Source organism: Luteimonas sp. A611 (assembly GCF_054072715.1).
Genome location: NZ_JBSVRP010000002.1, coordinates 614,616 through 628,966 on the forward strand (window position 1 = coordinate 614,616; position 14,351 = coordinate 628,966).

Sequence of the window (14,351 nt, forward strand, 5' to 3'; positions counted from 1 at the left end):
CCGCATTCATGACTGTCGCGACTTCGCGACGCGGTCGAGCCACACGCCCAGGCCTTGCGCGTTGATCGCGATGTCGCCGCCCAGCACCTCGGCCACGGTCTGCGCGGCGGCGCCGACACCGTGGCGTTCGGCATGTTCGACATACAGCGCGGTCAGCGCGTCGACAAGCCGCGCGTGGCGATCGGGCGAGTCGGTCAGGGCGCGTGCCAGCGACGCCATCGCATCGACCAGGCCGACCAGGTCGGTTCCGATCCGCGTGCATTCGGTGAGCGTGCCGTAGTGGGCGATGTGGATGCAGTCCGGCTGCTGCGCGACGAGGCGCTGGATCGATGCCTTCATCTGCCCCGGATCGAACTGCACCGGCGACGTGGTGGGAATGGCGAACGCACCGTTGCCATTGTCGAACTCGCGGTACGACAGGCCGAACGCGTCACCGGCGAACCAGCCGCGCGTGGCCGCGTCCCAGACACTGTAGTGGTGCAGCGCGTGGCCGGGCGTGTCCACGCACAGCAGCGGCCGCCCGGCGAGCGGCACGACGTGGCCGTCGTCGGCCACCACCACCCGCGCCGCATCGACCGGCAGCATGCCGGCGTGGTCGCGCTCGAACATTGCGTCGCCATAGACCACGCGCGCGCCGGCGATCAACTTCGCCGGATCGATCATGTGCTGCGCGCCGCGCGGATGCACCACCAGCCGCGCATTGGGCAGCGCGCGCATCAGCGGGCCGGCGCCGCCGGCATGGTCGAGATGGACGTGGGTCACCAGCAGCCAGTCGACCGCCTCGCGCGCCACCCCGGCCGCGTCGATGGCATCCAGCACGCGCTGCGCGCAGGTCGCGGTGCCACAGTCCACCAGCGCCGCGCGCCCGTCCTCGCCGTGCACCAGCCAGGCCGCGCACAGGCTTGGCCGGATATAGCCGGTATCGATCAGGGTGATGCCGTCCAGGTGCATTCCGCGGTCCTTCATCGCCGGCGCTTGAACAACAGGTGGCGCACTATGAATGCGGCACCGAGCGCGGCGAGGAACACGCCATAGCCCAGCGCCGTGGCCAGGATCTGCGGCCACAGCTTGCCGTGGCTGGTGTCGGCGTTATCGATCGACCAGTACACGCTCCACAGGAATACCGCGACCGACAGCAGCAGCGTCACGATGTCGTAGAGCACGCGCGCCACGTTGCGCGGCTGCCGCGGGAAGAGCCAGTACAGCGTGGCGAGGATCGCGAACCAGGGCAGGAACAGGATCAGGGTGAGGTTGACTTCGACCAGCGGGTTCACGCGTCCACTCCCTTCATCGCCACCTTTTCAGCATCCGCGGCCGCAAGCGTATCGAGCGCGGCCTGCACCGCCGCCAGCCCGACGCCTTCGCCCGGTGTCGCCGGCGCATCGACCAGCGCGGTGTCGCCACGCCTCAGCGCGGCAATCGCCTGCCCCGCCTCGCGCGGCGCGTCGAAGGCGTGGCTCTGCAGCAACACGCGGTCGCCTTCGACCAGCTTGAAGTAGAACCGGCCGTCAGCCTCGCGGTATTGCTTGAACGCCGCGAGCGGGGGTTTCTCCACAGCGGCGTCCACTTCCATCGCGCCCAGCTGCACGCTCGACAGGTCGCGCAGGCCCACGGCCTCGCGCAGCTGCGCCAGCAGCGGCGTCGCATGGCGTTCGCGCAGCCGCCTGGCGCCATCGCGCAGCGTGTCCTCGATGTCACCGGGCCGCGCGATGAGCGCGAGATAGCGCTCGCGCAGCGGCGCGATCTCGCGTTCGACAAGATCGAACAGCTGCTGCTTGGCCTCGCCCCAGCCGATGCCGTCGGCATAGGCCTGCGCGAAGGCGCGCGTCTCGTCGCCGCTGGCGAAGGCCTGGTAGAGCTGGAACAGCGCCGAGCCCGCGCTGTCCTTGGCCTCGCCCGGTGCGCGCGAGTCGGTGACGATCGAGAACACCAGCTTCTTCAACTCCACCGGCGGCACGAACAGCGGGATCGTGTTGCCATAGCTCTTGCTCATCTTGCGCCCGTCCAGGCCGGGCAGCGTCGCCACGTGCTCCTCGACCGCGGCCTCGGGCAGGGTGAAATATTCGCGCCCGTAGACATGGTTGAAGCGCTGGCCGAAATCGCGCGCCATCTCGATGTGCTGCACCTGGTCGCGGCCAACCGGAACGCGCTGGGCGTTGAAGATCAGGATGTCGGCCGCCATCAGCACCGGGTACATGAACAGGCCCGCGCTGACGCCTGCATCCTCGTCCTCACCCTCGGCGCGGTTGCGGTCGACCGCGGCCTTGTAGGCGTGCGCGCGGTTGAGGATGCCTTTGCCGGCGACGCAGGTCAGGTACCAGGTCAGCTCGGTGATCTCGGGCACGTCGCTCTGGCGATAGAACCAGACCTTCGCCGGATCCAGCCCGCAGGCCAGCCACGCGGCGGCGATCTCCAGGGTCGAACGCTGGGTGCGCGCGGGGTCCTGGGACTTGATCAGGCTGTGCAGGTCGGCCAGGAAGTAGAAGCTTTCCACGTCGGCCGAACGGCTGGCGGCGACCGCCGGGCGGATCGCGCCGACGTAGTTGCCGAGGTGCGGCGTACCGGAGGTGGTGATGCCGGTCAGGACGCGGACGGGAGCTGGCGACATTGCGGAATGCACGGCGGAAAACGGAACCCGAGTTTAACCGTTGCCCGTCCCTGGCAGCGCCGCGTAACCCCGCGGCGGCCCCGGGCGCGTTGATTCCCACGGCACCCAAGGAGATACGCCATGATCCGCACCCTCGCAATGTCGCTGGCCGCGCTCGCCGGCCTGTCCTGCGCCGCCGCCTCGGCCCAGCCTCTGGTCCGCATGGAGATCGTCGATCGCGACAGCGGCCGCTGGCTGGAGCAGCACAGCCAGCGCCGTGACACCTGGATCGCCGGCATGCCCGGGCATCGCTACGCGGTGCGCCTGACCAACACCAGCGGCGAGCGCGTGCTGGTGGTGCTGTCGGTCGACGGGGTCAACGCGGTGACCGGCCAGACCGCGGATCCCTCGCAGGCCGGCTACGTGCTCGCGCCCTGGCAGAGCACCGAGATCCCCGGCTGGCGCAAGTCGCACCACGACGTGGCGCAGTTCGTGTTCACCGCCCTGACCGACAGCTACGCCGCGCGCACCGGGCGTCCGGACAACGTGGGCACGATCGGGATTGCGGCGTTCCGTGAACGCGGCGGGTGGACGCCGCCCTCGCGGCCTTCGCCGCCGATCGCGCGCGACTCCGCGCCGGCGAAATCGCGCAGCGCCGCGCCAGTCGCGGAAGCCTCCGACGCGCTGGCGACGATGCCGCAACGCATCGGCACCGGACATGGCGAGCGCGAGTGGTCGCCGGCCGGCCAGACTTCGTTCCAGCGCACCTCACGACCCGACCAGGTCACACAGCTGCGCTATGACTCACCCGGCGCGCTCGCTGCGCGCGGCATCGTGCCGCAGGAGCAGCCGTGGAGCATGCGCGGTGGTCCGCAGGCGTTTCCGGGCGGGTTTGTGGCGGATCCGCCGCAGGGGTGGAGATAGGCGTTCGGGAATGGATAGGCGGGCAGCCCCGCCGACGGATTGGAAGCGCTGGCATGACGGGCACGCGCAGGATTCAGGGTGCGGTCGCGGCTGAAGCCGCTCCTACAAACGCCCTACAAGGCTGCGGCGCGTGCGGTGAGCGCGCATAGGGAAAGGGCCGGCATTGCCGGCCCTTTCCTGTTGTTTGCACGCCAGCGATGCCGCCCGGCGTCGTGGAGCGGCGCGATCAGGAGAGAGTTTTCTCGAAGTCACGGACTTCCTGCTCGGCGCGATCGCGCTCCCAGCCGTAGCGCTCCTGCAGCTTGCCGGCCAGGTACTTGCTGTCGCCCGCGGCCACATCGAACACGTCGTCGGTCAGGTCGCCCCACTTGGCCTGCGCCTGGCCCTTGAGCTGGGTCCACTTGCCGGAAATGATGTCCTTGTTCATTGCTTGATCCTTCTTCGAGGGAGGGATCGACGCCGTTGTTCGCGTCGATGGATCCAGCATGCCGTCGCACTGATCACGACCGGATCAAGGTTCCGTAAACCTTCGTTCACAACGATGAGCGATGTGCGCGAATTGATTCAGCAACCCTCCCGAAAACAAGAAAGCCGGCGTTTCCGCCGGCTTTCCTGATCGCATCACGGATCAGCGTGGATCGGTCCCGCCAGTGTCGTCGGCCTTGTCCTGCACCTTGTCACCAACCTTCTCGACGTCCTTGCCCACACCCTTCATCGTGTTGCACGCGCTGAGCGTGCCGACGGAAAACATGGCGAGCAGCATCAGGGCCATCAAACGCTTCATCTGTAATCTCCAGGTAGTGCGGCGCGGCCTTCCGCGCTCGTCCCGGACATCTGACCGTTAGAAGCGTGAAAGGCGCGTTTGATTGGCGATGGCAGGATGCGTTGCCCGTAGCGGTGTTCAGCGTTGTCAACGGCGCGTCAAGGCCTCAGTCGCGCATCAGCGTCGACTTTCCGAACAGGCTTTCCACCAGGTCGACAGCCAGTTCGGCGGTGCTGTTGCGGGCGTCAAGCGCCGGATTGACCTCGACCACGTCCAGCGATCCCAGACAGCCGGTGTCGGCGATCATCTCCATGATCAGCTGCGCCTCGCGATAGTTGACCCCGCCGGGGATCGGCGTGCCGGTGCCGGGGGCAATGGTCGGGTCGAGGATGTCGACATCGAAGCTCACGTGCAGGTGCGTGTTCTCGTCCAGGCCGTACAGCGCCTGCTGCATCGTCTGCCGCATGCCCACCTCGTCGATGTAGCGCATGTCGTAGATGTCCAGCCCATGCTCCTTGACCAGGCGCTTTTCGGCCTGGTCGACCGAGCGGATGCCGATCTGGCGAATCTGCGCCGCCACCAGCGCCGGCACGTGCCCGCCCATGCGCACCAGCGGGTCCGGGCCGATCCCGCACAGGCAGGCCACGGGCATGCCGTGGATGTTGCCCGAGGGTGTGATCGCGCTGGTGTTGAAGTCGGTGTGCGCATCCAGCCACAGCACCCGCAGGGTCTTGCCGCTGCGGCGGCAGTGGTCTGCGACAGCCGCGATCGAACCCACGGCCAGCGAGTGGTCGCCGCCGAGCATCAGCGGCAGCCGTCCGGAGGCGAGGATCGCCGAGGATGCGTCAAACACCGCCTGGGTCCAGGCCACGACCTGGTCGAGGTGGCGATAGCCGTCGACCGCCTGCTGCCAGGGATTGCGGGGGCCGACCACGTCGCCGCGATCCACCACATCCACGCCACGCGCCGCCAGCGCCTCGCCCAGCCCCGCCACGCGCAGGGCCTCGGGGCCCATCGATGCACCACGGGCACCGGCCCCGATGTCGGTGGGCACGCCGAAGATCGAAACCGGGGGGTAGCGTCGGGACATGGACGGTTGCTCCTGCAAGGGATTACTGCCGAGTCTACGGCCACCTGCAACGGCGCAGCGGCGTGCAGTGCTGGACGCGCCCTGCGATTGCGCGGATGACACGGGGCAGCAGGGACCCGGATCGATGCGCCCGCGCACGGCGGGTGGATCGCACGGCGCAGTCAGGCGTCGACCGAGAGTCCCGCGCCTGCGGGGGTGGTGCCGCTTGTCCGAATCGAACGGACGACCTACGGTTTACAAGACCGTTGCTCTACCAACTGAGCTAAAGCGGCGAAGATGACCGCGCCGGCGCTGGCGCCGCGCGGCCGCATTCTAGCGCGGCAGGGTTGCGCACTCGACTGCCTCGCTGCGCGCGGCACCGCTGGCGCGCTGCAGGGCGGCCAGGTCGGCCCCCACGGGCGCCGCCACATCGATCCAGTGCCGCGCCGTGGCGGGATCACCGAGCGGCTCGGCGATCGCCGCGAACCCCGCCGCGACCAGCGCCTGCTGGTGGCGCCGGGCTGCCGGCTCGCTGCCGAAGCGGCCCAGCGCGATGTCGACCCAGCCGTCGGCATCGGCCGGCATCAGGTAATGATCGCGGAAGCCGGCCGCGGCCAGCCGCGTCGCCGTGGCCGCGGCGGCGGCGCGGTCGGGCAGCGCACGCATCCGCACCTGCCAGCCGCGCGCCGTGGGCTGCACCTGGCGGGTCGCGAGCGATTGCACCAGGGGGCGAAGCCGCGCCTGGGCCTGCTGCGCGGCGGCGGCATCGTCGAACGGGCCAAAGCTGCGGCAGACGGTCGCAACGGCGGCGGCGGCGTCGACGTCAACGACAGAGGGAACCGCAGCCGCGGGGGCAGGCGCCGGGGTCGGCACCGGCGCAACCATCGGCACGGCGGCGATCGCGGGTGAGGCGGCCTCGTCCAGCAGCCGCAGCGGCTCGGCACCCTCGGGCAGGGCCACCACCGGCGCCGGCTGCGTGTCCACGCGCGTGATCCACCACAGCGTGACGCCAAGGTTGAGGATCAGCAGCAGGACGATCAGGGCACGGCTGGGCATTGCGGGATTCTAGCCGTGGCCGGCGTCGACCCGGGCCCAGCGCGCAAGACCCTCCAGCACCAGCGCCGGCTCGCACACGGCATCGCCCAGGTGTGGCAGCAGGTCCGCGGCGCCGCCGCCGTGCAGCAGCAGCGACACCGGTCCGCCGCAGGCCCGTGCGGCCGCCTCGCGGCTCTGCTCGACCAGGGCCAGCGCCGCGCCCAGGCAGCCGGACGCCAGCGCGTCGAGCGTCCCGCTGGCGAAGACGCGATAGTCGCCACCTGCTGCCGGCAGCTGCGCCGCGCGCGCCTGCAGCGACTGGCGCATCAGCGTCGGCGCCGGCGCGATGCGCCCGCCGTGGTGGCGGCCTTCGGCATCGACCAGGTCGATGGTCAGCGCCGTACCAACCCCCACCACGAGCCACGCGCCGCCGCGCCCGTGCGCAGCCAGCAGGGTCAGGAACCGGTCCACGCCCAGCCGCGCCGGCTCGTCGTAGGCGATGCGCAGGCCCTGCCATGTCTTTCGTGTCGTCGCCACGCTGATGCGGCCGCAGCGCGCGGCCAGCGCGTCGAGCAGGGCCACGCGCAGCGCCGGCGAGGCCACGCTCGCCACGTACGCGGCCTCGATCCGGGGCGGCAGGTCCGCTGCCCAGCCCGGCGCGAGCGCCCCGTCCTGATGGGGGAAGGCCCGGACCTCGCCCGGACGCCCGTCCCCGCCCAGCGGCGCGCACTTGAGCCGCGAGTTGCCGACGTCGAACAACCACGCGCTCACGCATCCGCTCCCGGGCGCAAGCTGACTTCGCCTGCATGGAAGCTGCGTTCGCCATCGTCCATGCGGACCCGCAGCGCGCCATCGGCCCCCAGGCCCAGCGCAATGCCGTGTTGCTCGATATCGCCCGACTGCATCCGCACCGCCTGCCCAACCAACGCGTCGTGCCTGGCGTAGGCCGGCAGGAACGGCGCCAGCCCGGCCTCGTCGAAGCGCGCCAGCGCCGGCAGCAGCCGCGCCAGCAGGGTTGCGGCGATGTGGTCGCGCGGCGGCGGCTCGCACAGCGCCTGCAGGTCGATCCAGGGCTGGTCGATGTCGGCGCCGGCGGTCGCCGGCATGCGCACGTTGAGCCCGATGCCGATCACCGCCCGCGCCGGGCCCGCGTATTCGCCGCCGCCTTCGACCAGGATGCCGCCGAGCTTGCGCAGCCGCCCGCCCTCGGCCACGACCACGTCGTTGGGCCACTTCAGCCGGGCCACGGCCACGCCCAGCGCGTGCAGGGTCTCGACGACCGCGATTCCCGCGACCAGGCTCAGCCCGCCCAGCCGCGCCAGGCCCGCATCGAAGCGGCGCCCCACCGACAGGTACAGGTTGGCGGCCAGCGGCGAGGCCCAGGGCCGGCCGCGGCGGCCGCGCCCGCCGGTCTGGCGTTCGGCCAGCAGCACCTGCACGCCGTCGCCCGCATCGCCGCGGCGCAGCAGCTCGGAGCTGGTCGAATCTAGTGACCACGCGACCTCGAGGGTGCCGATGCCGCTCCGCAGTTCATTCGGCAGCGCGGCAGCGATGCGCCCGGCGTCCAGCAGGTCCACCGGCGCGGCCAGCGCGTAGCCGAGGCCGGCACGGGCCTCGACCCGGACCCCGGCCGCACGCAGCGCCTCGATGCGTTTCCAGACGGCGGCGCGGCTCAGCCCGGCCTCGCGTGCCAGCACGTCGCCCGAGACCGGGCCCTCGCCCAGGCGGCATAGCAGGGCGCGGTCGGCGGCGGCGGTCACGGCTGGTCCAGGCAGGGCATGCCGCTGATTATCCGGGATTGCGGGCCTGTGCGGCCTGTGTCCGCGCCCTGCCCGGCCCGTGCGGGAGCCGCCCTGCAACCATCGGCGTCCAGCGCGCATCCGGGGTATAGTGCCTCGTTGCCGCTGCAACGACTCTGGTCGAAGGATGGTTGCCATGGCTCCCCGATTCCTGTTCTGCCTGCTCCTGGCCTGCGCCGCGCTGCCCGTGGCTGCCCGCCAGCCCGCGATGATGGACGCCAACGGCGCCAGCGCCGGCTGCGATGCCACTGCGGAAGGCGAGTCCGAGACTGAAGTGCTGCGTCCCGGCGACAAGCGCGCGGTCGTGCCCAACCGCACCCGCGCCACGACGCCGCGCCGCGGCGAATCCGAACCGGCGGCGCGTCCGCCGCGCTGGCACAGCTTCCTGCCGGGCATGATCCGCTGAGGGATCCGGATTGGCCGCAGGCCTGATCCGCCGGCTGCTGGGCCGCGCACCCGATCCGATCAACGACGCGACCTGGGCGCAGGTCCACGCCAGGGTGCGCTGGATCGCCGCGCTTGATCCCCCCCGCGCCGCGCGCCTGCGTGCGCTGGCCACGCTGTTCCTGCAGCGCAAGACCATCACCCCGATCGATCCACTGCGGCTCGACGACACCCAGCGCGCGCTGCTGGCGGCGCTGTGCTGCCTGCCGCTGCTCGAGTTCGGCGAACAGGGCCTGCACGGCTGGTCGCAACTGATCGTCTATCCGGATGCGTTCCGGGTGAACCGCAGCCACGTCGACGCCGCCGGCGTGCTGCACGAATGGGACGACGAACTGATCGGCGAAGCATGGGACGGTGGCCCGCTGATCCTGTCGTGGGCCGACGTCGAGACCGACCTGGACGATCCGCACGCCGGCTTCTGCGTGGCCGTGCACGAGATGGCGCACAAGCTCGATGCGCTCGACGGCGCGCTCGACGGCACACCGCCGCTGCCGCGCGACTGGCAGCGCAGCTGGGCGCGGGATTTCCAGCAGGCCTACGACGCGCTGGTGGCCGAAGTGGACGGCGGCGGCGAGGTCGGCATCGACCCCTACGCGGCCGAGGCGCCGGAGGAATTCTTCGCCGTGTGCAGCGAATACCATTTCAGCGATCCGGCATTGCTGCGCGACATGTTTCCGAAGGTGGCGGCGCATCTGCAGCGGTTCTACGGACCTTCGCCTTCGGCGTGAGTGCCTGCTTCGGCGTGTCGGCGGCGATGGCGCGAAAGAGGATCCCTACATCGCGCCGGCGGGTTTGGCCGCTTCTCCGCCGTGAAGCGCCACGCCGCGATGACCGGGTGCGTCAGAGCCCCGGCGGCAGCCGCACTTCGAAACGGGCGCCGCCCAGTTCGGTCGAGCGGCCCACGTGCAGTTCGCCGCGGTAGCTGCGGATGATGTCCTGCACGATCGACAGGCCGATCCCGTGTCCATGCACGCGCTCGTCGCCGCGCACGCCGCGCTGGAGCACCAACGGGATCCGCTCGTCCGGAATGCCGGGGCCGTCGTCGTCGACCGCCAGCAGCAGGCCCGGCCGGCGGTTGGGCGCGGTCTCACCGGTCTTGACCGTCAGCAGCACGCGCGCGCCGGCCCACTTGAACGCGTTCTCGATCAGGTTGCCCAGCAGTTCCTGCAGGTCGCCCGGCTCGCCGTGGAAGCGCGCGGCGGGATCGATGTCGAACTCGCACAGCACGCCCTTGCCGGCGTAGATCTTCTCCAGGCTCTGCACCAGGGTCTCGGCGCAGGGCTCGACCTCCACCGGCGCGGCAAACAGCTTGTGCCCGGTGGAAGCCGCGCGGCCAAGCTGGTAGCTGACCAGGTCACTCATGCGCTGCAGCTGGGTCGCGACGTCCTCGCGCAGCTCCTGCTCGTCCACGTCCGATTCGAGGCGCGCGCGCAGCACCGCCAGCGGCGTCTTCAGGCTGTGTGCCAGGTCGGACATGGTATTGCGCTGCTGCTCGAGGTTCTCGCGCTCGCTTTCGATCAGTGCGTTGATGCTGTCGGTCAGCGGCTCGAGTTCGCGCGGATGGCGCTCGCCCATTCGATGCGCCTGGCCGCGCTGCACGCGCTTGAGTTCGTCCACCACCTTGTGCAGCGGCCACAGGCTCCAGCGCAGCACCAGGGTCTGCAGCAGCAGCAGGATCAGGCCGGAAATACCGAGGTAGCCCCACAGCGCGGCACGGAACACGCGCACCTGGCGGGGTACGGTGCCGGCGTCCTCCATCACGTAGATCGTGTAGGGGAACTCGGCCGCGGGCGCGCCCTCCTGGGCCCAGACCATGCCCAGGCCGTAACGGTAGACATGGCCCGGCGAACCGTCGCTGCGGACCATGGGCAGCGGACCTTCGAACTTCTCCTCGCCGCCGGCCAGCGGGAGCGCCTCTGGCAGCTGCGGGCCCGACGCCGAGCGCGATGTCCAGCTGGCGCTGGGCAACACGACTTCGGCATAGAGCCCGCTGCCCGGACGGTCGAAGCGATCGTCGGGGCCATTGTCGGGGACGTAGATGTCGCCGCTGCGCAGGAACTCCACGTCGCCGGCATAGGCGAACATGTAGTTGCGCAGCCGATCGCGCTGGCCCTCGCTGGCCACGTCGAGGAAGGCGCGGTCGAGCGCATAGCCGGCCAGCGCCAGGAACGCGATCAGGCCGAGGCTGGCCGCCATCAGCTGCCGCGCCTGCAGCGAGCGCGGACGCCAGGGCAGGACGCGGGCGGACTTGCCGGTGCTCATCGGGTCAGGAACGGATCATGCTGCGCAGGCCGACGCGCGGGACGGCGCCCACGATAGCCGATGCCGCGATGCCGCGGCCCGCGGCGGGCGCGGGCCGTTGCGCTCAGCCTTCGCCGTTACGCGGGATGGCGAAGCGGTAGCCGCGACCACGTACCGTCTCGATCGGCTTGAGCGTGCCTTCCGGATCGAGCTTCTTGCGCAGGCGGCCGATGAAGACCTCGAGCACGTTGGAATCGCGATCGAAGTCCTGCTGGTAGATGTGCTCGGTGAGGTCGGCCTTCGAGACCAGTTCGCCGGCGTGCATCATCAGGTACTCGAGCACCTTGTACTCGTAGCTGGTGAGGTCGACGTTCTGGCCGTGCACGGTCACCGTCTGCGCGGCGAGGTCGAGCACCACCGCGCCGCATTCGAGCGTGGGCTTGCTCCAGCCGGCCGCGCGGCGCACCAGCGCGTTGATGCGCGCCAGCAGTTCCTCGACGTGGAAGGGCTTGACCAGGTAGTCGTCGGCGCCCTGCTTGAGGCCGTCGACCTTGTCCTGCCAGCTCGAACGCGCGGTCAGGATCAACACCGGGAACTGCTTGCCCTCGTCGCGCAACGCCTTGATCAGCTCCATGCCCGACATCTTGGGCAGGCCGAGGTCGATGATGCCGACGTCGAATGGCACCTCGCGACCCATGTACAGGCCTTCCTCGCCGTCCTGCGCAGCATCGACGGCGAAGCCTTCGCGCTTCAGGCGCGCGGCCAGCGTTTCACGCAGCGGAGCTTCGTCTTCGACCAGCAGGATGCGCATGGATGACTCCGTTCAGAATTGTGAGGCGACCAGTCTGGCCGTACTTTCCTGAACAGAGTGCAGCGTCAGTCGTGGTCGTCGCGTGTAGATTGCCGCCGCGGCTGCGGCGGGGGCTGGCGACGCGGGTCATCGACGTAGACGCGGACCCGGCCGCGGTCGTCCATGGCCTTGATCCGGTTGACGTCGCGACCGTCGGCCTGGATGCGCTCGGCGCTGAGCACGCGGCTGCCGCGGTTGCTGCGCTCGAACTGGCGCACCGAATCAGACAGCTCATCGCGATTGCGCAGTCGCTGCTCCTGGCTGCGCTCGCCGCGTTCGGCATCGCGGCGTTCGCGCGGCTCCTCCTGTGCCCAGGCCGCGGACATGAGGACGCCTCCCGCGAGCGCGGCAACCAGGACGACCTTCATGCGGAACTGCACAGGGGGCATGTCGAAAACCGCGGCGGACCTTTCGGATCGGACCGGCATTCTTGAAAGAACGCGGTGAATCCCCCCTTAACTTTTCCTTCACCAGTGCGCAGGGGTTCATCGCGGTGAACGGATCAGAACAATTCCGCAACGCAACATCGCAGAGAACCGCCGGCCGCCTCGATCGCGCCCAGCTCGACGCTCCCAACCGCCAGCCCTGCCTCCTGCAGCGTCCTCCGCGTCCCGGAAGCGAGCGCCGCAGCGGCCGTGGCGCTCATCCAGACGGCGTCCCCGCCCAGGCAGATGGCGTTGCCCGCGAACGCGGCGCGCTCCGCCGGCGCGAGCCGCGCGGCGTGCGGATACAGCGCGGCAATGGCCTCGGACACGCCGGGATCGGCGAAGCCATCCGCGCAGGCCAGCAGCGCGCGCCCGGCGAGCACCGCGAGCACGACGTTGGTGTGGTATTCGCCCGCGGCCAGGTCGAACATCAGGGTCGCGCGCAGGCCGAAGGCGTCGTGCATCAGCGCCGCGCCGCGCTGGTCGCAACGCTCGGACAGGCCGCAGTAGCCCAGGCCCCGCGCGCGATCGATCACCAGCGCGCCGGTGAGTTCGCAAGGATGCGGCTGGGTCGACAGGTCGATCTCGGCATAGCCGAGCACGTCGCCGAACCAGGCGCGGATATCGCTGCGCCGCGCCTCGCGCTGGCGCACCGGATGCCGCATCCGGCCGACAATCAAGCGCGGCACGAACGCATTCGGCGCGGCGGCGTCCGCGCGTGCGGTGGCGAAGACGTTGTTGGGGAACAGGCCGTCGGGCGCGCTGGCATCGCCGGCAAAGCAGATCGTCGGCAGCTGCGTCGACAGCGCCTGGTGCAGCGCACGGTGCTCGTGCAGGGCGCGGACCGCGTCGAATGCGCCGGCATCGGCCATGTAGCGGTTGTCCGCCGCCGAATCCGCCGCGCGTGCAAAGCCATCGGGCGAGACCAGGAAGGCGGCGCGCGCGGTCGCCGGACCGAAGTCCGGCTGGCTGCTGCGGGCGAAGGCGGCAAACGCCGCGATATCGCGCGTGATCACGCCACGACCGCGCCGCGCATGGTGGCCGCGAGCGCGCGTTCCACCAGGTCCCAGCCGGCACCGGGCAGGTGCGTGCCTTCGCTCAGCACCTGGCGATACGCGCGGCCGCCCGGCTGGCCGTGGAACAGACCCAGGATGTGCCGGCTGATGTGCCGCAGCGGCACGCCGCTTGCCAGCTGTGCGACGGCGTAGGGCTGCAGCGCGCGCAGCAGGTCCGCACGCGGCCGCGGATCGACGTCGCGCAGCGCCGCATCGACCAGGTGCAGCGTGTAGGGATCGTGGTAGGCGGCGCGACCGAGCATGGCGCCATCGACGTGGTCCAGGTGCGCCAGCGTTTCCGCCAGTGAGGCGATGCCGCCGTTGACCACCACCTGCAGCGCAGGACGCTCGCGCTTGAGCCGGTACGCCCAGTCATAGCGCAGCGGCGGCACTTCGCGGTTCTCCTTCGGGCTCAGCCCCTTGAGCCAGGCGTTACGCGCGTGCACCACGAACATGCGGCAGCCGGCGGCGGCCACGGTATCGATGAAGTCCATGAAGCGGTCGAAATCGTGGTCGTCGTCCACGCCAAGCCGGCACTTCACCGTCACCGGCACGGGCCGCGCCGACGACGCCACCGCCGCGATCATCGCCGCCACGCCGTCGGCCACCAGCGCCGGCTCGCGCATCAGGCAGGCACCGAAGCGCCCCGCCTGCACGCGGTCGGACGGGCAGCCGCAGTTGAGGTTGATCTCGTCGAAACCGTGCTCGGCTCCGATCCGCGCGGCCTGCGCCAGCAGCGCCGGCTCGCTGCCGCCCAGCTGCAGTGCCACCGGATGCTCCACCGGATCCATCGCCAGCAGCCTGGCGCGGTCGCCGTGGATCACCGCGTTGGCGTGCACCATCTCGCTGTACAGCCGCGCCGACGGCGCCAGCAGGCGGTGGAAGACCCGGCAGTGGCTGTCGGTCCAGTCCATCATCGGGGCCACCGAAAGACGCATCAGTTCGGGCAGGATGTTGGGCGAGGCGATCATCGGCTCACATTGTACGAACGAGCGCGCTCTTGCGGCTGGAAGTAGCGCAGCACACCCTTCTCGGGCCTTGGACGACCTTGAAGCGGCACACCCACCTCCGACCTGAGTGGCGAAAAGCTCGCCGTGAAGATCCAGCCTGCATCCGTTTGCCATTTATATCAATACGGATATATTAATGCCCGCCAAGC

17 protein-coding genes and 1 tRNA gene are annotated in these 14,351 nt (G+C 70.3%); 3 read left to right on the forward strand and 15 right to left on the reverse strand.

The features are described from left to right. Nucleotides 1-6 precede the first annotated feature (6 nt). The 3 genes from ACW5EG_RS13105 to ACW5EG_RS13115 are packed head-to-tail and all read right to left on the reverse strand — an operon-like array spanning nt 7 to nt 2,608. A complete protein-coding gene (locus ACW5EG_RS13105) occupies nt 7-951 on the reverse strand; it encodes an MBL fold metallo-hydrolase (RefSeq protein WP_457018536.1) in 945 nt (314 codons plus the stop codon). Nucleotides 952-962: 11 nt separating this feature from the next. Next, nucleotides 963-1,274, reverse strand: coding sequence for a hypothetical protein (locus ACW5EG_RS13110; RefSeq protein ID WP_457018535.1), 312 nt, complete (start codon nt 1,272-1,274; stop codon nt 963-965). Continuing rightward, a complete protein-coding gene (locus ACW5EG_RS13115; RefSeq protein ID WP_457018534.1) occupies nt 1,271-2,608 on the reverse strand; it encodes a tryptophan--tRNA ligase in 1,338 nt (445 codons plus the stop codon). The genes ACW5EG_RS13110 and ACW5EG_RS13115 overlap by 4 nt, the downstream gene beginning before the upstream one ends. A 120-nt stretch (nt 2,609-2,728) precedes the next feature. Between ACW5EG_RS13115 and ACW5EG_RS13120 the strand changes: the two genes are divergently transcribed. Further along, nucleotides 2,729-3,511: a hypothetical protein gene (locus ACW5EG_RS13120; RefSeq protein WP_457021746.1), complete on the forward strand. Its 783-nt coding sequence runs from the start codon at nt 2,729-2,731 to the stop codon at nt 3,509-3,511. A gap of 226 nt (nt 3,512-3,737) precedes the next feature. Here ACW5EG_RS13120 and ACW5EG_RS13125 read toward each other — a convergent pair whose 3' ends face one another. The 7 genes from ACW5EG_RS13125 to birA form a co-directional block, all read right to left on the reverse strand. Continuing rightward, entirely contained in the window at nt 3,738-3,938 is a 201-nt protein-coding gene (locus tag ACW5EG_RS13125) for a CsbD family protein (RefSeq protein WP_457018532.1), read from the reverse strand. Between the two features lie 201 nt (nt 3,939-4,139). After that, nucleotides 4,140-4,295, reverse strand: coding sequence for an entericidin A/B family lipoprotein (locus ACW5EG_RS13130; RefSeq protein ID WP_457018531.1), 156 nt, complete (start codon nt 4,293-4,295; stop codon nt 4,140-4,142). 145 nt (nt 4,296-4,440) lie between these two features. Next, entirely contained in the window at nt 4,441-5,364 is a 924-nt protein-coding gene (gene rocF / locus ACW5EG_RS13135) for an arginase (protein ID WP_457021748.1), read from the reverse strand. A 196-nt stretch (nt 5,365-5,560) separates the two neighbouring features. After that, a tRNA-Thr gene (locus tag ACW5EG_RS13140) sits at nt 5,561-5,636 on the reverse strand. Between the two features lie 40 nt (nt 5,637-5,676). Beyond that, entirely contained in the window at nt 5,677-6,399 is a 723-nt protein-coding gene (locus ACW5EG_RS13145) for an SPOR domain-containing protein (RefSeq protein ID WP_457021750.1), read from the reverse strand. Between the two features lie 9 nt (nt 6,400-6,408). Continuing rightward, complete coding sequence (locus tag ACW5EG_RS13150) at nt 6,409-7,149, reverse strand: type III pantothenate kinase (protein WP_457021752.1); 741 nt, start codon at nt 7,147-7,149, stop codon at nt 6,409-6,411. Then, nucleotides 7,146-8,138 (reverse strand): bifunctional biotin--[acetyl-CoA-carboxylase] ligase/biotin operon repressor BirA, encoded by a 993-nt coding sequence (gene birA, locus ACW5EG_RS13155; protein WP_457021754.1) that lies wholly within the window; start codon nt 8,136-8,138, stop codon nt 7,146-7,148. The genes ACW5EG_RS13150 and birA overlap by 4 nt, the downstream gene beginning before the upstream one ends. A gap of 175 nt (nt 8,139-8,313) precedes the next feature. Here birA and ACW5EG_RS13160 point away from each other — a divergent pair, with 175 nt between their 5' ends. Both ACW5EG_RS13160 and ACW5EG_RS13165 read left to right on the forward strand, forming a co-directional pair. After that, nucleotides 8,314-8,583 carry a hypothetical protein gene (locus ACW5EG_RS13160; RefSeq protein ID WP_457018526.1) on the forward strand — a complete coding sequence of 90 codons (270 nt, stop codon included), beginning with the start codon at nt 8,314-8,316 and terminating at the stop codon, nt 8,581-8,583. 25 nt (nt 8,584-8,608) lie between these two features. Next, nucleotides 8,609-9,349: a M90 family metallopeptidase gene (locus ACW5EG_RS13165; RefSeq protein ID WP_457021824.1), complete on the forward strand. Its 741-nt coding sequence runs from the start codon at nt 8,609-8,611 to the stop codon at nt 9,347-9,349. A gap of 112 nt (nt 9,350-9,461) precedes the next feature. Here ACW5EG_RS13165 and ACW5EG_RS13170 read toward each other — a convergent pair whose 3' ends face one another. From ACW5EG_RS13170 to dusA, 5 genes are all read right to left on the reverse strand, one after another. Beyond that, nucleotides 9,462-10,883, reverse strand: coding sequence for an ATP-binding protein (locus ACW5EG_RS13170; RefSeq protein WP_457018525.1), 1,422 nt, complete (start codon nt 10,881-10,883; stop codon nt 9,462-9,464). Nucleotides 10,884-10,986: 103 nt separating this feature from the next. After that, the gene (locus ACW5EG_RS13175; protein WP_298579641.1) at nt 10,987-11,673 is read right to left on the reverse strand and encodes a response regulator transcription factor; all 687 of its coding nucleotides are present in this window, start codon (nt 11,671-11,673) and stop codon (nt 10,987-10,989) included. 65 nt (nt 11,674-11,738) lie between these two features. Next, on the reverse strand, nt 11,739-12,038 hold the full coding sequence (locus ACW5EG_RS13180) for a hypothetical protein (protein WP_457018524.1): 300 nt from the start codon (nt 12,036-12,038) through the stop codon (nt 11,739-11,741). A gap of 176 nt (nt 12,039-12,214) precedes the next feature. Then, nucleotides 12,215-13,153: an arginine deiminase-related protein gene (locus ACW5EG_RS13185; protein ID WP_457021756.1), complete on the reverse strand. Its 939-nt coding sequence runs from the start codon at nt 13,151-13,153 to the stop codon at nt 12,215-12,217. After that, on the reverse strand, nt 13,150-14,163 hold the full coding sequence (dusA, locus tag ACW5EG_RS13190) for a tRNA dihydrouridine(20/20a) synthase DusA (RefSeq protein ID WP_457018522.1): 1,014 nt from the start codon (nt 14,161-14,163) through the stop codon (nt 13,150-13,152). Before dusA ends, ACW5EG_RS13185 begins: the two co-directional genes overlap by 4 nt. Between the last annotated feature and the right edge of the window lie 188 nt (nt 14,164-14,351).